At 63.5% G+C, this 23,815-nt stretch carries 21 protein-coding genes; 14 read left to right on the forward strand and 7 right to left on the reverse strand.

Features of this window, described 5'->3' with window-relative positions; genetic code table 11:
* Positions 1 to 11 precede the first annotated feature (11 nt).
* Genes NNA36_RS04010 through leuB form a run of 4 tightly spaced genes read right to left on the reverse strand, consistent with a single transcriptional unit; the run spans position 12 to position 4,248 of the window.
* Positions 12 to 1,493, reverse strand: a complete 1,482-nt coding sequence (locus NNA36_RS04010) for an aldehyde dehydrogenase (RefSeq protein WP_255104439.1) — start codon at positions 1,491 to 1,493, stop codon at positions 12 to 14.
* Entirely contained in the window at positions 1,494 to 2,345 is an 852-nt protein-coding gene (locus NNA36_RS04015; protein WP_255104440.1) for a GMC oxidoreductase, read from the reverse strand. It abuts the gene before it with no gap.
* On the reverse strand, positions 2,342 to 3,166 hold the full coding sequence (locus NNA36_RS04020; RefSeq protein ID WP_255104441.1) for a GMC family oxidoreductase: 825 nt from the start codon (positions 3,164 to 3,166) through the stop codon (positions 2,342 to 2,344). Before NNA36_RS04020 ends, NNA36_RS04015 begins: the two co-directional genes overlap by 4 nt.
* Entirely contained in the window at positions 3,163 to 4,248 is a 1,086-nt protein-coding gene (gene leuB / locus NNA36_RS04025; RefSeq protein ID WP_255104442.1) for a 3-isopropylmalate dehydrogenase, read from the reverse strand. Before leuB ends, NNA36_RS04020 begins: the two co-directional genes overlap by 4 nt.
* An 84-nt stretch (positions 4,249 to 4,332) precedes the next feature.
* On the opposite strand from leuB, the gene NNA36_RS04030 reads away from it, so the two are divergent.
* On the forward strand, positions 4,333 to 5,235 hold the full coding sequence (locus NNA36_RS04030) for a LysR substrate-binding domain-containing protein (protein WP_255104443.1): 903 nt from the start codon (positions 4,333 to 4,335) through the stop codon (positions 5,233 to 5,235).
* Positions 5,236 to 5,268: 33 nt separating this feature from the next.
* Here NNA36_RS04030 and NNA36_RS04035 read toward each other — a convergent pair whose 3' ends face one another.
* Together NNA36_RS04035 and NNA36_RS04040 are read right to left on the reverse strand one after the other, a co-directional pair.
* Positions 5,269 to 7,656: a choice-of-anchor L domain-containing protein gene (locus NNA36_RS04035; protein ID WP_255104444.1), complete on the reverse strand. Its 2,388-nt coding sequence runs from the start codon at positions 7,654 to 7,656 to the stop codon at positions 5,269 to 5,271.
* Positions 7,657 to 7,798: 142 nt separating this feature from the next.
* Positions 7,799 to 8,827, reverse strand: coding sequence for a polysaccharide biosynthesis/export family protein (locus NNA36_RS04040; RefSeq protein WP_255105585.1), 1,029 nt, complete (start codon positions 8,825 to 8,827; stop codon positions 7,799 to 7,801).
* Positions 8,828 to 9,000: 173 nt separating this feature from the next.
* Between NNA36_RS04040 and NNA36_RS04045 the strand changes: the two genes are divergently transcribed.
* The 13 genes from NNA36_RS04045 to NNA36_RS04105 all read left to right on the forward strand — a co-directional run bounded on the left by NNA36_RS04045 (position 9,001) and on the right by NNA36_RS04105 (position 22,782).
* Entirely contained in the window at positions 9,001 to 10,269 is a 1,269-nt protein-coding gene (locus NNA36_RS04045; RefSeq protein WP_255104445.1) for a polysaccharide pyruvyl transferase family protein, read from the forward strand.
* A 3-nt stretch (positions 10,270 to 10,272) separates the two neighbouring features.
* The gene (locus NNA36_RS04050) at positions 10,273 to 11,523 is read left to right on the forward strand and encodes a lipopolysaccharide biosynthesis protein (protein WP_255104446.1); all 1,251 of its coding nucleotides are present in this window, start codon (positions 10,273 to 10,275) and stop codon (positions 11,521 to 11,523) included.
* Positions 11,520 to 12,794, forward strand: coding sequence for a Coenzyme F420 hydrogenase/dehydrogenase, beta subunit C-terminal domain (locus tag NNA36_RS04055; RefSeq protein ID WP_255104448.1), 1,275 nt, complete (start codon positions 11,520 to 11,522; stop codon positions 12,792 to 12,794). Before NNA36_RS04050 ends, NNA36_RS04055 begins: the two co-directional genes overlap by 4 nt.
* Positions 12,791 to 13,852 carry an acyltransferase gene (locus tag NNA36_RS04060; RefSeq protein ID WP_255104449.1) on the forward strand — a complete coding sequence of 354 codons (1,062 nt, stop codon included), beginning with the start codon at positions 12,791 to 12,793 and terminating at the stop codon, positions 13,850 to 13,852. The genes NNA36_RS04055 and NNA36_RS04060 overlap by 4 nt, the downstream gene beginning before the upstream one ends.
* Positions 13,853 to 13,854: 2 nt before the next feature.
* Entirely contained in the window at positions 13,855 to 15,162 is a 1,308-nt protein-coding gene (locus tag NNA36_RS04065) for an O-antigen ligase (protein ID WP_255104451.1), read from the forward strand.
* Positions 15,163 to 15,180: 18 nt separating this feature from the next.
* A complete protein-coding gene (locus NNA36_RS04070) occupies positions 15,181 to 16,107 on the forward strand; it encodes a glycosyltransferase family 2 protein (RefSeq protein ID WP_255104453.1) in 927 nt (308 codons plus the stop codon).
* An 11-nt stretch (positions 16,108 to 16,118) separates the two neighbouring features.
* A complete protein-coding gene (locus NNA36_RS04075) occupies positions 16,119 to 17,342 on the forward strand; it encodes a glycosyltransferase family 4 protein (protein ID WP_255104454.1) in 1,224 nt (407 codons plus the stop codon).
* A gap of 205 nt (positions 17,343 to 17,547) precedes the next feature.
* Positions 17,548 to 18,024 (forward strand): UDP-N-acetylglucosamine transferase subunit ALG14, encoded by a 477-nt coding sequence (locus NNA36_RS04080; RefSeq protein WP_255104455.1) that lies wholly within the window; start codon positions 17,548 to 17,550, stop codon positions 18,022 to 18,024.
* Positions 18,025 to 18,034: 10 nt separating this feature from the next.
* Complete coding sequence (locus NNA36_RS04085) at positions 18,035 to 18,526, forward strand: glycosyltransferase (RefSeq protein ID WP_255104456.1); 492 nt, start codon at positions 18,035 to 18,037, stop codon at positions 18,524 to 18,526.
* 11 nt (positions 18,527 to 18,537) lie between these two features.
* Positions 18,538 to 19,407, forward strand: a complete 870-nt coding sequence (locus NNA36_RS04090; protein ID WP_255104457.1) for a glycosyltransferase family 2 protein — start codon at positions 18,538 to 18,540, stop codon at positions 19,405 to 19,407.
* Complete coding sequence (locus NNA36_RS04095) at positions 19,407 to 21,461, forward strand: hypothetical protein (RefSeq protein ID WP_255104458.1); 2,055 nt, start codon at positions 19,407 to 19,409, stop codon at positions 21,459 to 21,461. Before NNA36_RS04090 ends, NNA36_RS04095 begins: the two co-directional genes overlap by 1 nt.
* Before the next feature lie 271 nt (positions 21,462 to 21,732).
* Positions 21,733 to 22,404, forward strand: a complete 672-nt coding sequence (locus tag NNA36_RS04100; protein ID WP_255104459.1) for a sugar transferase — start codon at positions 21,733 to 21,735, stop codon at positions 22,402 to 22,404.
* 30 nt (positions 22,405 to 22,434) lie between these two features.
* Positions 22,435 to 22,782, forward strand: coding sequence for a hypothetical protein (locus tag NNA36_RS04105; protein ID WP_255104460.1), 348 nt, complete (start codon positions 22,435 to 22,437; stop codon positions 22,780 to 22,782).
* 61 nt (positions 22,783 to 22,843) lie between these two features.
* Here NNA36_RS04105 and NNA36_RS04110 read toward each other — a convergent pair whose 3' ends face one another.
* Complete coding sequence (locus NNA36_RS04110; RefSeq protein ID WP_255104461.1) at positions 22,844 to 23,713, reverse strand: LysR substrate-binding domain-containing protein; 870 nt, start codon at positions 23,711 to 23,713, stop codon at positions 22,844 to 22,846.
* Between the last annotated feature and the right edge of the window lie 102 nt (positions 23,714 to 23,815).

The following is a 23,815-nucleotide window of genomic DNA, read 5'->3' on the forward strand; positions in this document are numbered from 1 at the left end:
TTCGGGGCCGGTCAGGCAAAGGGATCGGGTTGATGCGGATCGGTTGAAAGCCAGACAGACTTTGTCTGCATGAAACAGCGCATGCCTTCCCAGCCGTTCTCGCGGCCATAGCCCGACTGTTTGTATCCGCCGACCGGAGACTGGGTGGCGGCGTTGAAATAGTTGTTGATGTAAACGGTGCCGGCCTCGATCCGGTCGGCCATGCGCATGGCTTTTGTAACGTCGCGGGTCCAGATGCCGGCGGCGAGGCCGAAAACGGTATCGTTGGCAATGCGCAGGACTTCGTCTTCGTCGGCCCAGGACTCGGTTGAGACGACAGGGCCAAAGATTTCGGTCTGGGCGAGATCCGAGCCGTTGGGGACATCGGCAAAGATGGTGGGGCCGATGTAGTAGCCCCTTTCGCGGCAGGCGGCGCGGCCGTCGAGAAGCAGCCTGTGGCCGGCCTTTTCGGCGGCGGTGATGTGGCGCAAGACGCTTTCGTAATGCGGTCGGTTGGCCATCGGTCCAATCTGGGTGGCGGGGTCATCCGGGGCGCCGACGCGCGCCTTTTTCACGGTGTCGACCAGACGGTTGGTGAAATCTTCGATCACATCGCGATGCACCAGAAGGCGTGTGCCGGAGATGCAGGATTGGCCGCCGGGTGGGAAAATGCCTGCAGCGATGCCGTTGACGGCAAGATCAAGATCGGCATCTGGGAGGACGATCTGGGGCGACTTGCCGCCCAGTTCCATGACAATGGGTTTGACCTGTCGGGCGGCGATGGCGGCGGCAGCCTTGCCGCCTGCGGTGCCGCCGGTGAACGAAGCCATGCGCACATCCGGGTGATCTATCAGCGGCTCGCCCGTGGTCGCCCCGAAGCCGGTGACAACGTTGAGGACACCGGGGGGAAGATCGGCTTCGAGAAGTACGTCCATCAGTTCCAGGGTGGAGCAGGAAGACTGTTCGGAGGGTTTCAGGACCACGGTGTTGCCCGCGGCGAGGCAGGGGGCAAGTTTCCAGATCAGCGTGCCGAGTGGCGAGTTCCAAGGCAGGATTTGCGCGACCACGCCGAAGGGTTCCCATTTCATGTAGTTGTGCATGTTGGGTGCTTCGGCGGGGATCACGCGGCCTTCGAACTTGTCACACATGCCCGCGTAGTAGTGCCAGCTGTCGACCTGCCACTGGTCCTGTTTGAGGCCGGGTGTGATCATATGGGGCAGCTTGCCGTTGTCGCGGGTTTCAATGGCGCCAAGGCGCTCGGCGTGTTTCGAGATGACGTCGCCGATCCGACGCAGTACCCGGCCGCGTTCGGCCGGCAACATGCGGCCCCATGGCCCATCGTAAAAGGCGGAATGGGCGGCGGCCACAGCGCGGTCGATGTCGGGTTTGCGACAGTCAGGGACGCGGGCCCAGACCTCGCCATTGGCAGGGTTTTCGCTGTCGAGGTAGCCGCCTTCGATTGGGGCGTGCCATTGGTTGTTGGCGAAATACTGGAAGGTGCGGATGTCGGGCATTCAGGTCTCCAAGGGGTTTTCCGGTGGTGGCGCTGGGCGATCGAGGATGAGGTCGGCGGCCTTTTCGGCCATGGCAATCACGGTTGCGTAGAGATTGCCGGTGATCTGGGTGGGCATGGCGCTGGCATCTACAACGCGCAGGCCCCGGGTGCCGCGAACACAGAGGTTGGCGTCGAGCACGGCCATGGGATCGGTATCGGCGCCCATGCGGGCTGTGCAGCAGGGGTGGTGACCGGTGTAGGCGGTTTCGCGGATGGCGTCGATGATCTCGGCTTCGGTGCGGGCCGTGGCCCAGACGCCGATTTCGCCGGTGACGTATTGGGCGATCTGGGGTTGGGCCATGATGTCACGTATCACTTTCACGCCGCGCAGCAGTTCATCAAGGTCGCGTGCATCGGCAAAGTAGTTCGGGTCGATCAGCGGCGGGGCGGTGGGATCGGCGCTGGCGAGGCGGACGGTGCCGAGGGATTTCGGCCGTTCCTGATTGATGTCGATCTGGATGCCGGGGCGGGCCACCTTGCGACCACGTACCAGCAGGCGGCGACCGAGGCGTTGCAGGAGGGGCGTGTTCTCATCTGCGCCGTTGCCGAGGTTTTCCTCGACCGTCATCGGGGTCATGAAAACTTCGAGTTCGGGTAGGCCTGGGTCTTCGAAGGCGTGGAAGAGAACAGTCGAGAACATCGCGCCGCCACCGGGGCCGGATCCGTTCAGAAGCCATCGCGCCATCAGGAGTGCCGCCTTGTCGAGGCGCTGGTGGCGGGCGTGGGACAGATCGAGGCGATCCGAGGCCCATTGCATCGAGACGTCGACGTGATCGGCGAGATGCGCGCCTACGCCGGGCAGGTCGATCACGGGCGTGATGCCGTGGCGTGCAAGGTGGGAGGCGGGCCGATCCCGGAAAGCATCAGCAATTGCGGCGTGCCGAAGGCGCCCTGGCAGAGGATGACTTCGCGGCGGGCGTGAATCTGCGTGCCTTGCAGGGTGGTGATGCCGGTGGCGCGGGTGCCGTCTAAGGTCACGTGGGAGACATGGGTGCCGGTGAGGATGGTCAGGTTTTTCGGCAGGGCTTTCAGGTAGGCGATGGCCGAGGACTGTCGGATGCCACGGCTCACCGTGCTGTCATTGCGGGCAACACCGGTGCGGGTGGGGCCGTTGAAATCGTCGAGCCTGTTATGTCCGGCGGCAACGGCGGCCTCGATGAAAGCGCGATCAAGCGTTCCGAAGTTGGCGGCAGGTTCGGTTTTGAGGGGGCCGGCGGTGCCGTGGTAGGCGTCACGGCGGTCGCGGGCACCTTCCGACCGTCGGAAATAGGGCAGGAGATCGCTGTAGCCCCAACCCGGAAGGCCGCGTTGTCGCCAGCCGTCGTAGTCGGCGGGCACACCGCGCATGTAGATCATGCCGTTCACGATGGAGGAGCCGCCAAGCGCCTTGCCGCGTGCGAAATAGATGGTGCGTCCGTTCAGGGCGGGTTGTGGGACGGATTCCAGGCCCCAGTCGAGGCGCGGGTTGCCGAAGACAAACCCGTTGCCCGCGGGCATCCGGATAAAGAGATCGCGCCCCTTGCCGCCAGCTTCCACGAGGCAGACCGAGACCGAGGGATCTTCGGCGAGGCGGGCGGCAAGGACGCAGCCTGCCGAACCACCTCCGGCGATGACGTAGTCGTAGGTCGTCATGCCGCAAGCCTTTCAAGAATGGCGTCGGTCATGGCCGCGCTTGACGTGGCACCGCCGAGATCGGGCGGCAGGATGTTATCAGACAGGGTAAGCGAGACCGCCGTTTCCAGCGCCTGCGCGAGGTCGGGGCGGTCGAAGCTATGATCGAACATCATGCCCACCGAGAGGATCATCCCGACCGGGTTGGCAATGCCCCGGCCCGCGATGTCGGGAGCCGAGCCGGAGGTGCTTTCGTACATGCCGAAGACCGGGCCGGTGGCGGGATTGGCTGCGAGGCAAGCGGAGGGCAGCATGCCGAGCGACCCGGCATAGACAGCGGTGAGATCGCTGAGGATGTCGCCCAGCTGGTTGCAGCACAAGACGACGTCGAAGTCCTCGGGGCGGCGCATCAGTTGGTAGGTACAGTTGTCGGCGAACATGTTCTGGAAGGCGACGTCGGGGTATTCGCGCGAAACCTCGGTGACGATTTCGCGCCAGAGTTTGTAGCTTTCCATGACGTTGGACTTGTCGCAGCTGACAAGTCTGCCGCGCCGTTTTTGGGCCAGCTGGAACCCTCCGTGGGCAAAGCGGGCGATCTCGGATTCGTCGTAGGCGGTGAGATCGTATCCCTGCCGCACGCCGTTGACACGGCGCTGGCCACGTTCTGTGGCGAACATGGCTCCGCCGCACATTTCCCGCAGGATCAGGACATCGGCCTTGTCAGCGAGGCCGGGTCTGAAGGGCGTGTGGTCCATCAAGGAGGGCCATGCACGGGCAGGGCGCAGACCGAGATAGGTTTGCAGGTGGTGGCGCAGGTACATGAGGCCGTCTTGCCGTTCGGCACCGCCGGGCACGCGGATGTTGTCCCATCGCGGGCCACCCACAGCGCCAACCAGAACCGCATCGCTTGCCTTGGCCTGTGCAAGGGTTTCTTCGGTGCAGAACGTGCCGTGGGCCTCCCACGCCGCCCCGTGCAGGAGGTTGTGGGTGACATTCAGGTTCAGGCCCGCGCGATCCGCGAGGGCATGGGTGACGCGTAGACCCTGTTCGAGGATTTCAGGGCCGATGCCATCGCCGCCGAGCGCGAGAATGTTGATCTGCACCTATTATTCCTCCCTGTGGCAACAACTTGAGAGTATCGCCTTGTCAGAAGGGAAAAAGGCGGAAATGGTGAATGGTGATCATTCATGAAAGGAATGAAGATGGGAGAGCGGCATTTGCCGTTGCAGCAGTTGAATGCCTTCGAGGTGGCGGCGCGCCATCTGAGCTTTTCGCATGCGGCGCGGGAGTTGAACGTCCAGCAACCCGCGGTAAGCCGCCAGGTGGCCGCACTTGAAGAGGCCCTTGGCGTGGCGCTGTTTGTGCGGACCAAGCCTCGGTTGACGCTGACGCAGGAAGGCGAAACCCTGGCCATTGCCGTGCGAAAGGGTTTCGAGGCGATGCGCGGCGGTGTGGACGCGGTTCAGAGCCGAAGCGACCACGGGCGGATCGAGGTGAGCGCGGCGATTGGGTTCACCAGCCTGTACCTGCTGCCGCGGCTGGCGGAGTTTCAAGCGCTTCATCCGGACATCAAGGTGCAGGTGGTGACCCGTGACCAGAACCCGGACTATGACGTGTCACGCTGTGACGCGGTGGTGGTGTTTGATGATCGAGGCGTGCCGGGGTTGCGCAGCGAGCGGGTGTTCCGCGAAAACATGGTGGCGGTGTGCCATCCTGACTATCTTGGCGGAGGCGCGGCCTTGTCGCTTGAGGCACTGAGCCGAGAGCGGCTTTTGCACATGTCAGGCCCGGCCCATATCGGGGATTGGGAGCGCTTTTTTCGGGGCAGCGGGCTGAGCGTGAAAAAGCCGGACAATCACGACCGTTTCCTGAGCTACATGGTGTATCTGCGAGCGATCCAGAACGGGCTTGGCATCGGGATCGGTTGGCGTCCGATGATCGATGAGTTCCTGAGTTCAGGCGCGCTTGTTCTTGCAAACACGCGCGAATGCGTGACGGATCGAGGGTATTTCTGCTCGATCACGCCACGAGGGACATCCAAGCCAGAAACCAGCCTGTTTCTTGAGTGGCTGTGCGGTGGTGCACTTTAGGAGGTTTGTTTCCGGCATGAGAATGGCGGGTGATCAGACGAAATCGAATGTGAACTGGTCGAGTGTCAGTGCGCCGCTGCCGGAGAAATAGATGCTGTCGCCTTCTCCATAGACGATCACGACGCCGTTGCCCTGGGTTCTGAGCGTCAGGTCGCTGGCATCGAGGCCATGGAAGACAAGCGTGTCGTCGGCGGCGTCGAAATCGCGGATGGTGTCGTGGCCGTCGCCGGCGCGGAAGGCGATGTGGTCAGCCCCGTTGCCGGTGAACAGGCGGTCGTTGCCGGTGCCGCCGTCCAGCGTGTCCTGACCGACCCCGGCCTTGAGGCGGTCTGCGCCAGCGCCGCCCGAGAGGAAATCGTTGTCGAGGCCGCCCTTGAGGATGTCATTGCCCGCACCACCAAGAAGGATGTCCTGACCGCCCATGCCACGCAGGTCGTCTGCGCCGTCGAGGCCTGAAAGGGCGTTGTCGCCGCCGGTGCCGAAGATGCGGTTGTTCAGGGCGTTGCCGGTGCCCGCCGTGGCCGCGCCCTTGAGGCGCAGGTGTTCGAGATTGTCGCCAAGCGTCCAGTCGAAGGTCGAGAACACGGTGTCGGTGCCCTGATTGGCGGCCTCGATGATGGTGTCGGAAAGGGTGTCGATGCGATAGACATCGTTGCCCTTGCCGCCGGACATGATGTCGGCGCCTGCGCCCCCGTCGATGTTGTCATCGCCGTCGCCGCCGGTGATGGTGTCGGCGCCCCAGCCACCGCGCAGGAGGTCATTGCCGGTGCCACCGTCGATGACGTCGGTGCCGGTGCCGCCGCGCAGCTTGTCCGCGCCGCTGTCGCCAGACAGTGAATCGTTGCCCGCGCCGCCTTCCATGTCGTCGTTTCCGTCGCCGCCGAGGATTGTGTCATTTCCGTCTTCGCCCAGGACGCGGTCATTGCCGCCAAGGGCTGTCAGGGTGTTGTTGTTGGCGTTGCCGACGATCAGGTTATTCTGGGCATTGCCCGTGCCATCGGTGGCGGCGCTGCCTTCGCGCAGCCAGAGATCTTCGAAGTGGGTGCCGAGCGTGTGGCTGTGGGTGGTGATCACGCGGTCGTGGCCATTGTTCGCGGTTTCGTTGACCTGATCGCCGGTGCTTTCGATGTAGTAGATATCGTTGCCGCTGCCGCCGGTCATGGTGTCATCGCCTGTGCCACCGTCAAGCACGTCGTTGCCCGCGCCACCAAGGATCAGGTCGTTGCCCGTGCCTGCGCGGATGAAATCGTTGCCGCTGCCGCCGTGGATGTCGTCGTGGCCGTCGCCGGCGAAGATCTTGTCGTGGCCACCGTAGCCCATGATGACTTCGCTTGCGCCGTCGGTGCCTTCGATCTGATTGCCGTCGCCGTCTGTGTATTTGAGGATCATCGAGTCATCGCCCGACGTGCCATCCACCGGATCGGTCACGAGGGTGGCATAGGCGACGTCGGATTGGCCGAGGCCGTTGGAGATCGTGTAGGTGAAGACGACGGAGCCGAGATCGGCGGTGGCCTGAACATGCACCTTGCCTTCGGCGGTCAGGGTGAGCTGTTGGCCGGTGTCGAGGGTGATGCTCTGGCCTGCGGAAACCGCCTGACCGTTGATCTTGGAGATGGTGACAGTGCTGCCCGAGGGCATGTCGTCGTTTGCCAAGAGATCGACGAGGGTTTCGCCCTTGGCCGTCACGTTGATGGTGTCGTCCTCGGCGATGAGGGCGGTTTGCACGCTGTCGCCGACGATCAGGAGGTTGCTGTCATAGATTGCGTCGCCCGCATCGGCGATGCCGAAGCGGATGGTGTTGGTGACGCCGTCGTTCACCGGTGCCTTGACCGTCAGAACAATGGTGAGCCCGTCCATTTCGGTGTTCACGGCAGAGGTGCCGTTGTTGATGAAGAGGTTCTCGTTGACGGTTGTGTTGATGTTGTCGATCGAGATGTCGCCGTCGCCGATGGCCAGTTCGGCCTTGGTGCCGTTGACCCAGATGCCGACCGCGTCGTTGTAGCCCGCATTGACCCATTCGAGGTATTCCTCGGAGGAAAACACGAGCTGCATCGAGAGGGTATCGCCGGTGGGGATGAAATCGGCTTCGAAAATGGCGGCGTCGTAGGTGCGGACGCCTGCAATGCCGTTCAGCAGGGCATCATTGTCGACGCCCGCGTTATTCGTACTGGTCTGTTCGGACTGGTTGGCGGTGCCCGTAGAGTTGGTGAAGTCGGTCGCCTTGCCCGTGGACAGGATAACACCCGTGTCAGCGGGAACGGCCCCGGGCGAGGTGGTTTCCCCGCCCGTGTAGATGCCGGAGGCGAGGGCGTCGCCGGTGAAGGTCGCGCTGAGGACGGTGATGCCAGCCCCGAACATCGCGTTGGCCATTTCCAGGGCGGTTGCGCTGGTATTCACATTGAGTTCGGCTGCCTGAACCATAGGACACTCCCTAACAAACTATCCGACAAAGGTAGCAAGTCAGGCGTGGATGTGAGGGGGCGCAAGTGGTTGAGAACAGGGGCGATCGTATGAGGGGGGCGTGCAAGCGGGGGGCTGGCCACTCAAACGGATAGGCGGGCTATCACAGGTTCTCGATCAAGACGATGGGCGAGATGATGCCGCCGATCAGTTCGAGGCTGGGCAGGATGGCGGCGATGGCCTCGTTCCAGTTGCCCAATGCGCTGCGCGGGACATAGACCACATCCCCGGGCATGAGGGGGTAGTCGAGGGCATTGCCGGTGAGCATGGCCTTGACGTCGACGATCAGGAGTTCGCCTTCGGTGGTGGAATAGGAACGCACGATGCGCACGTCGGTCAGCAGGGCGTTGGCCTCGTCAGGGCCTTCGGCCATGGAGAGGGCTTCGAGCAGGGTGCGGCCGTCGGCACCGAAAGGCACGGCACGGGGTTTGCCCACTGCGCCGAGCATGTAGACCTGCATGTCTTCCTTGCGCGGGGCGAAGATGACATCGCCGCTTGCCACGTAGACATTGTGATCGAAGCGACCCTGTTTCAGGAGCGCCTGAAGATCGACGATGCACATGACATCGTTGCGGATCAGGCGGGCGCCGGGGAGGTAGGCATCGGGGGTCAGGCCGCCGCCCATCGCGAGGGCCTCGAGCAGGGTGCGGGGATGTTCGAGATACTGAACACCCGACTGTTTGAATTCGCCGAGGAAATAGATCGGGTGGCTTTCGGCATCGTCGAGTTCGACCGTGACCCAGGGGTTCACGAAATGCGCGGTATAGGCTTCTTTCACCGTGCGCTGGATCTGGCGGGTGGTCTTGCCGCGCACCAGCACCGTTTCGACGATGGGCAGTTGCACATAGCCGCCGCCGTCCACGCGGGCGGTGATGTCGCGCATGCCTTCTTCGCCGAAGATGTTGAAGCGCAGGGTGTCACCGGGGCCAACGCGGTAGCTTTGTTCCGGGATCGACTGGCTTAGGGTTTCGGGCGACTTGGTCGAGGCGCGGCAGCCCGCATCGCGGCCGGGGACGCCGGGGTTGGAGGTGACGGTCTTGCGAAACACCACCCCGTCGTTGCGCATGACAGAGGTGTCGAGAAGGCCGGATTCGCAGGCCGAAACAAGAAGTGACAAGGCCAGAGGCAGCACACGCAACGCGCGAAACCTATCCTTCAGGATAGGGGCGACGCCGTGAACTATACTTTTGCCTAGGCGTCCCAATCCCTTGCACCTGCACTTAGCCTTACGTGCGCTATTCTTCGCGCGTTCCGAGCTTATGGTCAATGCAAGTTACTGAAAAGCCTTTGATTGGAGACCTCGACATGATCACCTTGCTTGGAGCCGCCCCTGATACTGGCAACCAAGGGGTCAGTGCGCTGTGTCGCTCAGCCGTGGCGGGAATACGATCTCGCGGGTTTGACCGGATCGCCGTGGCCGACCACGGACGCGGCGCACGACGGGCCTTTTGGTGGATTGGTGGCGAGGAAACCGGGGTCGATCTTTTTGGCCTGACCAACAACCGCCGCCTGTGGCGCGGGGATTGCCTGCGCACGGTTTCGGCGCTTGCGCGGTTGGGTGGTCTTGGCAATTCGGCAGCGCGCAGTATCCTTGGGTCGCGGGCAGTTCTGGATGTCAGCGGCGGCGACAGTTTCACCGATCTTTACGGCGAAAAGCGGTTCCAGGCGATGTGCCGGTCAAAGCGGCTGGCGTTGGACAATGGTCGCCCGCTTATCCTTTTGCCTCAGACACTTGGGCCGTTTCGCGATCCGCAGCGCAAGGCCGAGGCCGTGGATATCCTGCGCCGTGCGACGGCCGTGTGGGTGCGCGACCAGCGGAGTTTCGATTTCCTGAAAGACGAACTTGGTGCGGATTTCGATCCTGCGCGTCATCATCTTGGGGTCGATATGGCCGTGCTGTTGCCCGAGACGGTGCCGGCGAAACCCCTGCCGGACGAGATTTGCAACTGGTTGCACGATGATCGCATTCCGGTGGCGGGGATCAATGTGAACGGGTTGCTGTATCAGCGCGAAACCGAGGCCTGCGCGGCCTTTGGGCTGGCCGAGGGCCATCGGGCGCAGGCGTCGGCGGCGGCGCGGGCGGTGCTGGATAGCGATCCCGCGATGCGTCTGTTGCTGGTGCCGCATGTGAACCGCCCGGAAGGGGACGCAGAGAGCGACTGGAGCGCCTGCCGCGCGCTGGAAGACGAGCTGCGCATGACCTATGGCGCGCGGGTGGCCACGCTGCCGCAGATCTATGACGCCTGCGAGCTGAAGTGGATCATCGCGCGCTGTGACTGGTTCGCGGGGGCGCGGATGCATTCAACCATTGCGAGCTTTTCGTCGGGCGTGCCGACGCTGGGTTTTGGTTATAGCGACAAGGCGGAAGGCGTCTTTGCAGAGTGCGGCATCGAGAAGGATGTCGCCGACCTGCGGGTTCTGGATGCACAGAGCCTTGGGCGCGTGGTGCGGGCCAGCCTGCGTCGTCGCAGCGCAAGCCGCAAGACGTTGAAGGAACAGATGGCGTTTGTGCGGGCGCGGGCCGGGGCGCAGATGGACATGATCGCGGATGCGATCCGTCGGGCCGAGGGCTGAACCATGCGGTCTGCGAGCACATCGGGACGCGCGGCCGCCTGGGCCGTGCCAGTGGCTAACGAGGTGGCAGTCTTTGCTCGCTCGGTGGTGCTGGCACGGTTTCTGGGCGCTGAGGAACTTGGCAAGATCATGCTTCTGGCGCTTGCGCTGCGCCTTGTTGAAATGGCGAGCGACCTGTCGGTTGAACGCCTGATGGCGCAGGCGATGGATGGCGGGACCGAGCGGATGCAGGCGAACCTTCAGGGGTTCGCGGTGCTGCGTGGTGCGGGGCTCGCGCTTGTTCTGGTGCTGCTGGCGGTGCCGATGTCGTTTGGATTTGCCGACGGGCCGACCGCGCTGACCTTTGCGGCGCTGGCGCTTGCGCCCTTGCTGCGGGGGTTCGTGCATCTTGATTATCGCCGTCGCGAGCGTCGGTTCGACTATCGCGGCTTGATGGTTGTGGATGGCGGCGCGGCGGTGGCGATGCTGGTGAGCGCGCCCTTTGCGGCGCAGATGGTCGGGGATCACCGGGCGTTTCTGGTGGTGCTGATGGTGCATGTGGCGGCGCTGGTCGTACTGTCGCATCTGGTTGCCGAGCGGCGTTATCAACTGGCGCTGGAGTGGGGCTATGGCCTGCGTATCTGGCGTTTCGGCGCGCCGCTGATCGTGAACGCGGGGCTGATGTTCCTGACGTTTCAGGCGGATCGCCTGATCGTGGCGGGGTACTTCGGCTGGAGCGAACTGGCGCTCTATGGCGTGGCGCTTCAGCTTGCGCTGCTGCCGGCACAGATCGCGGGGCGGGCGGCGGCCTCATTGCTGGCGCCGGCCTTCCGCCGGAGCCTTGCCGAGGATGATCTGGCAAGTGCGGCAGGTCCGGCCCTGCGGGGGTACGGGGCGCTGGCGCTGGTTTTCTTTGCCGGGTTTGGCCTGTTGGCGGGTCCGTTCATCCGCGCGGTCTATGGCGCCGAGTTTGACGTGACACCGGCGCTTTTGTGGGCGCTTGGCCTTGCGGCGGCGATCCGGATTGCCCGCACGCCTGTTTCGCAACTGGCTGTTTCCCTTGGGAAAACCGCAATCCCGATGCGGGGCAATATTCTGCGAGCGATGGCGCTTGTGCCTGCGCTCGGGCTGGCGATGTCCGGTCATCCAGTTCATGCGCTGGCGCTTGCGGCGGCGGCGGGAGAGGCGCTTGCGGCCCTCCGGGCCTGGGGGCTTCTCAAACCTCATCTAGTCACCACTCACGACTCTGCCAAACCTGTGGGAGCCAGCGCATGAAACCCAAGAGCGATCCGATCACCCGTACCGTGGAAAGCAACCTGTGCACCGGGTGTGGCGTGTGCAGCGGCCTGTTTCCTGAGTTCATCAAGATGGTGGATGACGAGATCAACGGGCGGCGTCCGGTAGTGGAGCAGAGCGAGGAAGGGCACGCCGCGGCGCGGATGGCGCTGGGGGCCTGTGCCGGTGTCGGGGCGGATCATGATGACCTGCCGGTGGCCGATCAGGTGGATCGCGACTGGGGGCCGGTGCTGAAGGTCTGGGAAGGCTGGGCGCGTGACGAAGAAATCCGCTATCGCGGTTCGAGCGGTGGCGCGGTGACGGGCATTGCCGCGAGCCTTTTGGCGAATGGTGTGGCCGAGCGTGTTTTGCACGTGGCGCAGCGCGCCGATGATCCGCGCTTGAACGAGGCGGTCATCAGCCGTGATCGTGCGGGGCTGATGCGGGGTGTGGGGTCGCGCTATGCGCCTGCCGCGCCGGGCGAGAAGCTGGCGGATGCGGCGCTGGAGCCGGGGCAGTTTGCCTTTATCGGCAAGCCCTGTGACGTGGCTTCGGTGGCACGGATGGGCAAGGTCGATCCGCATCTGACCGAAAAATGCGCCGCGACGATTTCGATTTTCTGCGCCGGTGCGCCGAATATTGCCGCGACCAACCGTCTGCTTGATCGTCTGTCGGTGCCGAAAGATGCCATCGTGACCGACCTGCGCTATCGCGGGCAGGGGTGGCCGGGCATGATGCAGGCAACCTATCGCGATGCACAAGGTGCCGAGCATCAGAGCGATGCGGTGAGCTATGGCGAGGGCTGGGGCCGGGTGTTGCAGGCGGGGCGCAAGTGGCGCTGCCGGATCTGTGCTGACCACACCGGAGAGTTCGCCGACATCTCGGTGGGCGATCCGTGGGACACGCCGCCCAAGTGCAACATGGATGCGGGGCGGTCGCTGATCGTGGCACGCACGCAGCGCGGCATCGAGATCGTCGAGGAGGCCATCCGCAGCGGTCACCTGATCGCGCGGGAGACGGCGCGGGATCGGATCGCCAAGGCACAGCCGAACCTGCTTGATACGCGCGGGTCGGTGTTTGGGCGTCGTCTTGCGATGCGGCTGGTGGGGCTGCCGGTGCCGCAGGATCGCGGGTTGAACAGTTTCGCGCTGTGGCGGTCGCACCTGTCGCTGAAGCGCAAGGCGCAGTCGGTGGCGGGATCGCTGAAGCGGATTTTGAAGGCGCGTCTGTGGCGTCCGGTGCGGATCACGCCCTATGAGGCGGGCCAATGAGCGGCCCTGTCACCCTTGGCGCGGCGCTGGGGCAGGGGCGCGAGAACAACCTTGACCTGTTGCGCCTTGCCGCGGCTTCGGCCGTGGTGGTGAGCCATGCCTGGCCGCTGGCGCTTGGGCGGGGGGCGGTGGAGCCGCTGGAGGCGGCGCTTGGCCTGTCGCTTGGGGGCGTTGCGGTTCTGGTGTTCTTCTTCCTCTCGGGCATGTTGATCAGCGCCAGTGCGGCGGCGGATCGGCAGGAGCGCGGGCGGTTTGTCCTGAAGCGGGTGCTGCGGATTTATCCCGGCCTGGCGGTGGCCCTGATCGTGACGGTTCTGATCGCGGTGGATGGCGGGGCAACGGCGGGGTTTGGCGAGCTGGTGATCTATGTGCTGCGCGGGCTGTCGCTGGTGTCTTTGCAGCACGAGATTTCGGGGGCCCTTGTCGGGACGCCTTACGGTAGCGTGGTGAACGGCCCGCTGTGGACCCTGTTTTACGAAGTCCTGTGCTATGGGATCATTGCCACGGCGATCTGGTCGGGACTGCTGGATCGTGTCTGGGGTTGGGTTTGCCTTGCAGGGGCGAGCCTGATGCTCTGGGCGTTTCCGGAGGTGGTCGCGCAGCAGGTTGCGCCAGCGCTGGCCTATCGCCTCAACACGCTGGCACCGCTGTTGATGGCTTTCGTGAGCGGTGCGGTGTTCTGGCGGCTTCGCGACTGGATGGTTTTGGACTGGCGCGTGGGCATTGCCCTATTGGCCTGCGCGTCGTTGGTGGCAGGGCAAGGAAGTGCCCTGCCGCTGATGATTGTGGCGATGGGCTATGGCCTGTGCCTGCTGGCCTTCCGGCTGCCCACGGTCTCGCCGGGGATGGACCTGTCTTATGGCATCTACATCTATGGCTGGCCGGTGGCGCAGTTCGTGGTCTGCTATGTCGGGCCAGCCACGCCGGAGATGCTTGCCTTGCTGAGCCTGTCGGCGGTGTTGCCGGTGGCGTTCCTGAGCTGGCATCTTGTTGAAAAGCCCGCGCTCTCGCTGATCAAGCGGGGCCGGTTCCAGGCGCATCGGGTGGTGTCGCCTTGACTGTGGCGAAGACAAGAACCCGCACCCTTCTTGGGGTGCCAGTGCCGGTGGCGCTGTTCTTCCTTGGTATTCTGTTGCCGCCGGAAGTGTCGCTGACGGTGGGAGGCCTGCGGTTTTCGGGATACCGTGTGGTGCTGATCATCGCGTTCATCCCGATGTTCTACATGCTGATTTCGGGCAAGCGCACGAAGATCAACATCTTTGACTGTCTCGTGTTTGGCCATTCGATCTGGGCGACGCTGTCGCTGATTAAATGGGGCGGGGTGCAGCAGGGGATCGAGAGCGGTGGGATTTATACGATCGAATGCGCGGGTGCCTATCTTCTGGGGCGGCTTTACATCCGGTCGATCGAGGATTTCACGGCCTTTGCCAAGGCCTATGTCGGCGTGGTCTGTTTCCTGCTTTTGTTCACGGTGCCGGAATCCCTGACAGCGATCCACTTTATCCGCGATACCTTTGCCGCCGCGCTGGGCGGGCCGGGCGCGCCCTATATCGACCCCCGCATGGGGATCGAGCGCGCCTTTGGGCCGTTTGATCATCCGATCCTGTATGGCGTGTTCTCGGCCTCGGCCTTTTCGATGGCCTATTTCGTTGTGGCGGACCGCCGGTTCATGAATATCTCGGGCATGGCGCGGGTGATCGGTGTGGTGGTGGCAACTTTCCTGTCGGCCTCGGGCGGGCCGTACCTTGTGCTGATCATGCAGATGTTCGTCGCGGCCTGGGAGCGGGTTCTTTACGGGATCGTCGGGCGGTGGCGGATGTTGCTCGGGCTGTTCGGGCTGACCTATCTGGCGATTGATGTGCTGTCGAACCGCACGCCGTTCCATGTGTTCGTGACCTATCTGACGTTTTCGACCCACTCGGCCTATAACCGTATCCTGCTGTGGAATTATGGCACCGCAGAAGTGGCGCGGCATCCGATCTTTGGGGTGGGGCTGGGCGATTGGGTGCGTCCGGTCTGGATGTCGGACAGCATGGACAATTTCTGGCTTTTGATTGCGATGCGTTACGGGATGCCCGCGTGGTTCATGCTGTTCGGCCTGTTGATCGGGCTGGTCTATGCGGTGGGGCGCAAGAAGAAGCTGCCGCAGAACTGGCAGCGGGCGCGGCATGCCTGGGCGTTTACCTTGTTCGGTATCTCGGTGGTGGCCTGCACCGTGCATCTTTGGAACGCGCTGTTCGTGCTGTTCATGTTCCTGATCGGCTGTGGCGTGTGGATGGCCGACACCAAACCCGAAACCGCGCGCAAACCTTCGGCGCTGAAGCGGATGATGCCCGCGATGCCCCGCCGCCGCGTGCCCCTGTTCTGAGTGAGTTAGGAGATGAGTATGGATCTGTCGATCGTGATCGTGAACTGGAACACCCGCGAGATGCTGCGGGATTGTCTGCAATCGGTTTTTGACGGGCTGGGGGAATTGGAGGCCGAGGTGTTCGTGGTCGACAATGCCTCGGAAGACGGATCGCAGGAGATGGTGCGGACGTGTTTTCCTGATGTCAGCCTGATCTGCAACACCGAGAACCGTGGATTTGCGGCGGCGAACAACCAGGCGCTGCGGGTTGCGCAGGGGCGGCATGTGCTGTTGCTGAATTCCGACACGCTTGTGCACGGCGATGTGCTGGCGGCCTCTTGCGGGTATCTGGACCAGCGCCCGGAGGTTGGGGTGATGGGGTGCCGCGTGTTGAACACCGATGGCAGTTTGCAGATCACCGGATCGGGGTTTCCGAGCCTGTTCAACCTGTTCCTGATGACCACGGGGCTTTGGAAGCTGAAGTCGGTGCCGCTGTTTGATCGCTACCAGATGCTGAGCTGGGATCGGCGCAGCGAAAGGGAGGTGGCGGTGGTTTCGGGCTGTTACATGATGGTGCGGCGCAGCGCGATGGAAGAGGTCGGGCTGTTGGACGAGGACTTCTTTTTCTACGGCGAAGAGACCGACTGGTGCCGGCGGTTTGCGAATGCGGGTTGGAAGCTGGTTCTGGCGCCGGTGGGAGAGATCACCCACTTTGGCGGCGGGTCTGTGAAGAAGCTGAACCACAAGCGGGACGTGATGCTGACGCAGGGCACCATACGCCTGCATCGCAAACATGGCGGTATCCTTGGTGGTGCGGCCTGTTGGGCGATGCTGATGGGGTTCAACCTGTCGCGCGCTGCCTTCTGGAGCCTGTTGCAGATCGGCGGGCGGGCGCGGGCCAAAGAACGCGCGCATCATTTCCGCAACGTGGTGGTCTCGCTTGGCAAGCTGTGGCCGGCGACCTGAGGGAGGATGGGATGAAGGTACTTCTGATTGCACCGAATGTGGATGGCACGGACGTGGGCGAGGCTTATGTCGCCTTCAAGTGGGCCGAGGCGCTGGCGGAGATCGTGGATTTGACGGTTCTGTCCTTCGAGCGGCCGGGGCGGGTGGCGCTGGCGGCGCAATTGCCGAAGGCGCGGGTGGTGAGCTGGCCAGAGCCCGCATGGGCGCGGCGCAATGAACGGGTGAACGCCATGTTGAAGCCCGCGTGGCCGGTGTTTTCGCGCCACGTGCGGGCGTGGATCCGGCAGGCGCAGGCCGAGGGGGTGCAGTTTGATATTGCCCAGCAGCTGATGCCGCAGGCGGCGCGCTATGCCTCGCCGCTGTGTGGTGCGGGCATTCCTTATGTCATAGGGCCGCTGGGCGGGGCGCTGGAGACGCCGGAAGGGTTCCGGCACGAGATGGACGCGGCGCCGTGGTTTACCAAGCTGCGCAAGCTGGATGCCTTTCGGTTTGCCCATGATCCGTGGCTGCGCCGCAGCTATGTTCAGGCCGAGGCGATCCTTGGCGTGGCGCCCTATATGCAGGAGGTTCTGGGAGCCGTGCCGATCAAGCGGTTTGAGCCGGTGCTGGAGTTGGGGATTGATGATCTGGCCCCCGACGTGGCGCGGCATGAAGGGACTGAGACGCTTGACCTGCTGCATGTGGGTCGCGGGGTGCGGACCAAGGGATTGCGCGATGTGGTGCGGGCGATGGCGCTTTTGAAGGATCGGCCGGGCATCCGGCTGACCAGTGCCGGTGCCGGTGAGGAAATCGAGATTTGCCGCGCCGAGGCGGAACGGCTTGGGGTTGCGGATCGTGTTCGCTTTCTTGGGCGTATTCCGCGCGAGGAGGTCGAGGCGCTTTATCGCAAGGCTGACGTTTTCGTGTTCCCCAGTTTCCGCGAACCTGCGGGTGGGGTGCTTTACGAGGCGATGCGCTGGGGACTGCCGGTAATTGCGGCCAAACGTGGCGGGCCGGAGTGGATCGTGGACGAGACCTGCGGGGTGCGGCTGGATGTGTCGACGCCGGAGGATCTGGCGCGGGATGTGGCCGGTGCGATCCGGCGGTTGGCGGACACCCCCGGGCAGCGCCGGGCCTTGGGGCAGGGCGGACGTGACAAGCTGTTGCGCGAAGGTCGGTGGCCGGTCAAGGCGGCGGCGCTTGTGGAGCTTTACCAAGACATTCTGGGTGCGGCGCAGGTGGGGCAAGCCGCCTGATCCAAAACGGTTTTTCGCGGGTGGTATCCCTTTAGAGCGGGCGGCTGCATCCGATGCGGCAGTCCGCCCTATCCTTTGGCATAGGGAGGTCGCCTGATGCCCGTGCCATTCCCCTTTTGGTTGTCTGACGGACGGACCTTTTGCGCAGTAGTTTCGTTTCAAAGGATGGCATCGTCCGGAACATTTGAAGCGGAAGGGAATTGATATGCGCAAGGCAATTGCAATCCGGCCAGCGGGTCGTCGGCGGGTTCTGGCGGTGGCGTCGGGCGGAGGTCACTGGGTGCAGATGCTGCGCCTTGTTCCGGCCTTTCAGGAGGCCGAGGTGCATTATGCCTCGACCGAGGATGTGGGGCACGATGTGGCCCCTGCGCCCTATCACCAGTTCCTGGATGCCAACCGCGATACCAAGCTGAAGCTGCTGGTGTCGGCGGTGCAGATTGCCTGGATCGTTCTCAAGGTGCGTCCGCATGTGGTTGTGACCACGGGCGCTGCGCCGGGGTATCTCGCGATCCGCTTTGCCAGCCTGTTCGGTGCGCGCAGCATGTTCATCGATAGTGTGGCCAATGGTAACGAGCTGTCGCTTTCGGCGCATCTGGCGCGGCGTCATGCGGATCGGCTGGTGACGCAATGGCCCGAGGTGGCGGCGAAGACGGATGCCACCTATCACGGCTCGGTTCTGTGAGGGGGATGCGATGATCTTTGTAACTGTAGGAACACAGCTGCCGTTTGATCGCCTTCTGGGGGCGGTGGACGTTTGGGCCGAGGTCCATCCGGGCCGCCGTATCGTGGCGCAGAGTGGCGAGAGCGGGTTCGTCTCGGACCGGCTGGATATCGTTGCGCGGCTTGAGCGCAAGGATTTCAGGCAGTTGGCGCAGGAGGCGGCGGTGATCGTCTCGCATGCGGGGATGGGCACGATCCTGACCGCGCTTGAACTGTGCAAGCCGGTGATCATCCTGCCGCGCCGTGCCGATCTGGGAGAGCATCGCAACGACCATCAGCATGCCACCGCCGAACGTCTTGGTGGATTGGCCAATGTGCGGGTGATCTGGGACGAAAGCGATCTTGGTCCAGCGATGGATGCGGCGCTTCAGGGGCACGCGCTTCCGCTGGATCAGGAAAGCATGTCGCCCAACCGGATGCAGCTTTTGCAGGAAGTCCGTTCGTTCATTTCGGACGCGGCCTAGGAGGGGAAGAGATGACTCAGGTTTCCAAAATCACGACATCGATTTTGATCCCCGCGCATAACGAGGCGGCGGTGATCGGGCGCACCCTGGCGCATCTGGGCCGCGGGCTGTGTCGCGATACGGTCGAGGTGATCGTGATCCCCAACGGGTGCCGCGACAGAACCGCCGATGCGGCGCGCGAGGCGATGCCGGAGGCGATTGTTCTTGAGACTCAGGTGCCGGGAAAGGCCAATGCCATGCGCCTTGGGCTGGCGCAGGCGCGAGGCGCGGCCATCGTGTTTCTTGATGCCGATCTCGATGTGGATGCGGCGGCGATCGGGCGGCTTGTGGCACCGCTGTTGCGCGGCGAGGCGTTGGCCAGCCATGGCGGCATGGATGTGGACCTCGCAGGCTGTAGTGCCGCTGTGCGGGGGTTCTATGCGATCTGGCAGCGCGGGCCTTACCTGCGGGGGGGCAAGTTTGGCGGGCTGTTCGCGGTGTCGCGTGCGGGGCTGGAGCGGATCACGCCTTTGCCGGATGTGACGGCCGATGATGAGTATGTGAGCCGCGCCTTTCGGCCATCGGAAAAGGCCTATGTGCGCGATGTACGCTTTGTGGCCCGTGCGCCGAGGACGCTTGCGGCACTGTTTGCCGTGCGCAAGCGGGTGCGCCGGGGAACCCGCGAGTTGGGCCGGATGGGGCATGGCGCGTCGGGCGGTGGTGGGCGTGGGCATCTGGTGGGCGCATTGGCGCGTCCGATGCTCTGGGCGCCGCTGCTGGTGTTCCTGTCGCTGACGGTTTCGGTGCGTGTGGCGTTGATGTTCGGGGCCACGGGGGGCGCGCCCAAGTGGGAGCGTGATGACAGTTCCCGCGTGCCGGTGGCCCGTCGCGGAGACCTGTGATGGACGGCTCGGTTGTCGACAATCCGGACGCAGAAGGCTTTGCCGGTGCAGAGGTTGCGGATTTCGTTCAGGCGGGCGAGCCGGCGGAATTCAGCCCCTTTGCCGCGCTGGGCCGCCTTATGCGGGGGCGTTGGCTTGTGCTTGTGGTGCTGGCCGGTCTGTTCGGGGCGGGGTTCGGTGCGCTTGGGTTCACCTCGGGAAAGAAGATCTATGAATCGCAGGCGATCCTGCGGATTTCGGCACGCGAGCCGGGCATCCTGTTTGCCAATGGCGACGACAGCAAGCTGAAGCTGTTCCAGTCCTTCGTGAAGGCCGAGACGACCTATGTGGCGAGCCATCCGGTGATGCGGCGGGCGGTGGAGATCATCAAGGAGGTGCCGTCGCCCTATAGCGAGGAGCTGACAGCGCGCAGGCTGGCGGAGTCGGTTTCGATCCGCCGCAAGGAGGCGTTGATTGTTTTGAAATCGGCGTCGGTGGATGCGGAGTTTGCCGCCCGCAAGGTCAACGCGGTGGTGGATGCCTATCTGGCGCTGCACGAAGAGGGCAAGGAGAAGCTTGCTAGTTTTCGCGAGAGCGAATTGGCAACGCGGGAAGTTGATCTTCTGCAACGGCTGAATGCGGTGAAGGCCCAGACGCTGGAGGTTGGCGGCGAGTTCGGCATGGCGTCGCTGGTGAAGACGCATATCGAGAAGGTCTCGCAGATCGAAGGGCTGGTGGCGCGTCGGGCCGAGGTGGCCGCGACCCTTGCGGCCCTGGAAAGCCAGACCGGGTCTGGCAGTGCCGATATGGCGGATCAGGAAATCATGCGGGCCACCCTGCTGGACCGTGCGCTGGCCGATCTGAACTTTGACAAGGCCAAGCGCGAGGCAGAGCTTTCGACCCTGTTGCGCCGGTATGCGGATGGCACGTCGCAGGTGCGCGAAAAACGCGAGGAGATCGCGATTATCGACCGCGCGATGGCGGACCGTCGCCAGCAGATTCAGGTTCTGGGGCAAACCGGTGCGCTGACCGAAGGTGGCGAGGCCAGTCGGGAAGAGTCGATTGCCGAGATTCAGGCGCTGCTCAAGAAGGTGTCGGACCAGTTGCAGACCGCGCGGGATGATGCGCGGGAGTTAAACCGCAAGCGGATTGAATTGACGTTTCTGGAAGAGGAACGTGACGAGTTGCGCCGGATGCTGGATGAGACCCGTCGGGCGCTGGATGTGATCCGGGTGGAAAGCCGCAATTCGATGCCGGGATTGGTCGAGGCGATGTCGCGCGGTGTTGTCTCGGAGAACCCTGCAGAGAACACGGCCAAGATGCTGGGGGCGGGAGGTGGCCTTGGGGGTATGGTTCTCGCGGTGGTTTTGGTCATAGGGTACGGTCTGCGGCGCGGGCGGTTCCGCTTTAGTGATGATCTGTGGCGGCATGTGTGGCAGATGCCCCTGCTTGCGGTGTTTCCGGCCAAGACGGGCAAGGGCGGCGATGATGATGCGGTGTTTCGCCTGCGCAATGCGGTGCTGCTGTTTCCAAGCCGGAGCACGCGACCGAGCCGCCGCGCCAGGATCATTGCCGTCAGCGGGCTTGAAAGGGCCGAGAGTCGCGCCTTGTCGCGGGCGCTGGCCGACAGTTTTGCGACGGCGCGGCTCAACACGCTGTTCATCGACGCGAACCTTGCCACTGGCACCACGAGCGACACGGCAGGCTGGCGGGAAGTTCTGACGGGTGAGACCGTGTTCCCAATGGCGGGTGATCCCGGAAAGGCGGCGGTGCTTGAGGCGGGGCGGGATGCCCTTGTCGGGGATGCGTCGGTGTCGGTGCGGGCGGTGCGGTCGGCGCTTGAGACCTATGCCGAAGACTATGCGGTGATTGTCGTTGATGCGGGCAGTTTCGGAAAGGGGCTGTCGGCGGAGCTGATTGCGTCGGCGGCGGACCTTGTGGTGGGCGTGGTGACGCCTGGTGACAGGTTGGCGCGCCTGAATGATGCGGTGTCGCGGGTGGCCGCCTTGCCGCGACATGGGGCGGGATTTGTCGTTCAGAAGGCCTCGCGAAAGGACCCTGGCCTGATGCGCTAGGTGCGGTTTCAAAGACCTTGAGACAAGGATGGAGAGCGTGGTGTTCGGCACTGCGCCTTTCGTCGTTTTCGGGGTGTTCGGGCGAGGTGGACCCCATTTGCGTGGCGCCATTATCCGGAGGGATAGACCTGTGATCCGGTCCCGCGCTGTGCCCTAGTCTGGTGGTTAAGTTGTTCACATAAGGGCATAAAACATGGCCTCTCGCGTCGTGGAGCAGGTCGGTCTTCAAGCGCATATTGAACCAAACCTGATGCAAAAGGAGGGTTCGACTATGGTTCTTGCTATGGATCCCGGCTTTGCCAAGAATGGCGCGGCCCCGTCCCAAGCTGTTCGTAAAACGAGCGCGCGGGATGTCATGAAGCGGATGCTTGATCTGGCATTTGCCTCGATCGTGGTGGCGCTTGTGTCGCCGCTGATCATTGCCGTTGTGGCGATCATCAAGATCACCAGTCCCGGGCCTGCGTTCTTTCGCCAGACACGGGTTGGACGGCATGGCGAAACCTTCGAGATGCTGAAGTTTCGGTCCATGTATATCGACGCCGAGGCGCGGCGTGCGGCCCTGCTTGAGGGTAGTGACCGCAGTGGCGTGTGTTTCAAACAGAAGTCGGATCCGCGGGTGACGCCGATTGGCCGGTTCATCCGTCGCTATTCCATCGACGAGCTGCCGCAGGTTCTGAATGTTCTGAAGGGGGATATGTCGCTGGTTGGGCCGCGTCCGGCCCTGCCAGAAGAGGTGGCGCAGTATTCCGAAGAGGCACGCGGGCGCCTTGAGGCGGTGCCGGGTATGACCGGGCTGTGGCAGGTTTCGGGGCGGGCCGACGTGGGGTTCGAGCGCATGGTGAAGATGGATATCGCCTATGCGAAAACCCACAATGTGTTTCTGGACCTGCTGATCATGGCCCTGACGTTCCGGGCGGTTCTGTCGGCGCGCGGTGCGTATTGAATGGGGTTTTCAGGGGAAGGTACGAGTGAGATGAGTGTTTGTCATTTGTTTGAAAGCCAGAATGCCGAGGCGCGATCCCTGTCGGGCGAAAGCGGGGTTGTTGCGCCGGATGATTACTCGATGGCCGTGAAGCGCCGTGGGGCCAAGCGGATGGACGTCGAGGTGATTGTCTCGCATTTGCCGATCAGCTGGTTCTGGTTCCCGTTTCTTGTGCAGTTGCGGGCGCTGAATCCGGATACGCGGATTGTGCATATGCAGGCGGATCTGACCAAAGCCAGGCTGCGCCGGCGGCGGATGCCGGGGCGGGCGATCAAGCTGCTGGCTTATTCACTGTTTGACGAGATCCGGTCGGAAACGGGGGCGTCGGTGCGACTTTAGAGGCGAGCAGGCGGATCTTTGACAAGGCGGGCTTTGCGGGCGGATGCTGGCAAAGCCCTTTCTATTTGGCGATCTGTTCCAGCCAGCCGGTGAAGAGCTGTGCGGCGGTATTGTTGGTCGATGTTGCCGACGGGCGGGTGACGTAGTGGGCCTGTTCGATCGGGACGGGTTGGCCGACGATGGCAATGTCGCGGCCCATCGCGATAGCGGTTTCGGCAAAGCGTTCCAGAACCACCGCGTATCCCCCACCTGCGGCGACAATGTCGACAGCGGCGATGGTGGTATCGACGGCAAACTGGCTTTGGGTGGCGTCCTGCGGGATGTCGAAGGCCGCGAGGTACCTTTGCCACAGATCCTGAAGGCCGAGGATCTGAACCGCGGGTCGGGTTTGCAGGTCATCGTGCGACAGTGGTGGCGTTCCGGCGGCGGCAATGGGAACGATGCGTTCGCGGGTGAGCCGGTGCGAGGTGACATCGGGCCAGTCGCCCCGGCCGAACCGGATTTCCACGTCGACGTTTTCGCGCCCAGCAGAGTCGGCCCAGATGTTGGAGGCCAGCCTGATCGAGATGCCGGGATGGCTTTGGGTGAAGTCCGGCAGGCGGCGGGCGAGCCAAAGTGTTGCCGAGGAAATCGGGATGCGGATGGTGAGGTGTTGCGCCTCGCTGGCACCAAAGAGGCTTGTGGTGGAGAGCGCAATGTCCCCGAGGGCGCGGCGGACCGAGAAGGCATAGGCCTGACCGACCTCGGTGAGGGTGAGGTTGCGGGCGGCACGTGTGAAGAGCTGACAGCCTAGCTGCGCTTCGAGAGAGCGGACATGCAGGCTGAGCGCGGTCTGGGTGATGCCGAGTTCGGCGGCGGCGGCTGTGAAGTTCATGTGCCGCGCGGCGCTTTCGAAGGAGCGGAGCCAGACCAGATTGGGAGACTTGGACATTTCAGGGTCAAGAAATTTTGGTGGTTTTTCGATGTTTTATTCGTTTCACTTTCTGAAAACAATCTTCTTAGAGTGGCGTATCAGATAGGGTTTCCGGCCTTA

Origin of the sequence: Shimia sp. CNT1-13L.2, from assembly GCF_024331145.1 — a bacterium.
Lineage (GTDB): Bacteria > Pseudomonadota > Alphaproteobacteria > Rhodobacterales > Rhodobacteraceae > Shimia.

Bases quoted from the DNA above. Each gene is read 5' to 3' on its own strand.
- NNA36_RS04080 (WP_255104455.1), top strand. From the start codon at position 17,548: ATGCGCAAGGCAATTGCAATCCGGCCAGCGGGTCGTCGGCGGGTTCTG.
- NNA36_RS04035 (WP_255104444.1), bottom strand. From the start codon at position 7,656: ATGGTTCAGGCAGCCGAACTCAATGTGAATACCAGCGCAACCGCCCTG.
- NNA36_RS04060 (WP_255104449.1), top strand. From the start codon at position 12,791: ATGAGCGGCCCTGTCACCCTTGGCGCGGCGCTGGGGCAGGGGCGCGAG.
- NNA36_RS04085 (WP_255104456.1), top strand. From the start codon at position 18,035: ATGATCTTTGTAACTGTAGGAACACAGCTGCCGTTTGATCGCCTTCTG.
- NNA36_RS04020 (WP_255104441.1), bottom strand. From the start codon at position 3,166: ATGACGACCTACGACTACGTCATCGCCGGAGGTGGTTCGGCAGGCTGC.
- NNA36_RS04100 (WP_255104459.1), top strand. From the start codon at position 21,733: ATGGTTCTTGCTATGGATCCCGGCTTTGCCAAGAATGGCGCGGCCCCG.
- NNA36_RS04050 (WP_255104446.1), top strand. From the start codon at position 10,273: ATGCGGTCTGCGAGCACATCGGGACGCGCGGCCGCCTGGGCCGTGCCA.
- NNA36_RS04045 (WP_255104445.1), top strand. From the start codon at position 9,001: ATGATCACCTTGCTTGGAGCCGCCCCTGATACTGGCAACCAAGGGGTC.
- NNA36_RS04030 (WP_255104443.1), top strand. From the start codon at position 4,333: ATGAAAGGAATGAAGATGGGAGAGCGGCATTTGCCGTTGCAGCAGTTG.
- NNA36_RS04110 (WP_255104461.1), bottom strand. From the start codon at position 23,713: ATGTCCAAGTCTCCCAATCTGGTCTGGCTCCGCTCCTTCGAAAGCGCC.
- NNA36_RS04070 (WP_255104453.1), top strand. From the start codon at position 15,181: ATGGATCTGTCGATCGTGATCGTGAACTGGAACACCCGCGAGATGCTG.
- NNA36_RS04095 (WP_255104458.1), top strand. From the start codon at position 19,407: ATGGACGGCTCGGTTGTCGACAATCCGGACGCAGAAGGCTTTGCCGGT.
- NNA36_RS04055 (WP_255104448.1), top strand. From the start codon at position 11,520: ATGAAACCCAAGAGCGATCCGATCACCCGTACCGTGGAAAGCAACCTG.
- NNA36_RS04010 (WP_255104439.1), bottom strand. From the start codon at position 1,493: ATGCCCGACATCCGCACCTTCCAGTATTTCGCCAACAACCAATGGCAC.
- NNA36_RS04105 (WP_255104460.1), top strand. From the start codon at position 22,435: ATGAGTGTTTGTCATTTGTTTGAAAGCCAGAATGCCGAGGCGCGATCC.
- NNA36_RS04090 (WP_255104457.1), top strand. From the start codon at position 18,538: ATGACTCAGGTTTCCAAAATCACGACATCGATTTTGATCCCCGCGCAT.
- NNA36_RS04075 (WP_255104454.1), top strand. From the start codon at position 16,119: ATGAAGGTACTTCTGATTGCACCGAATGTGGATGGCACGGACGTGGGC.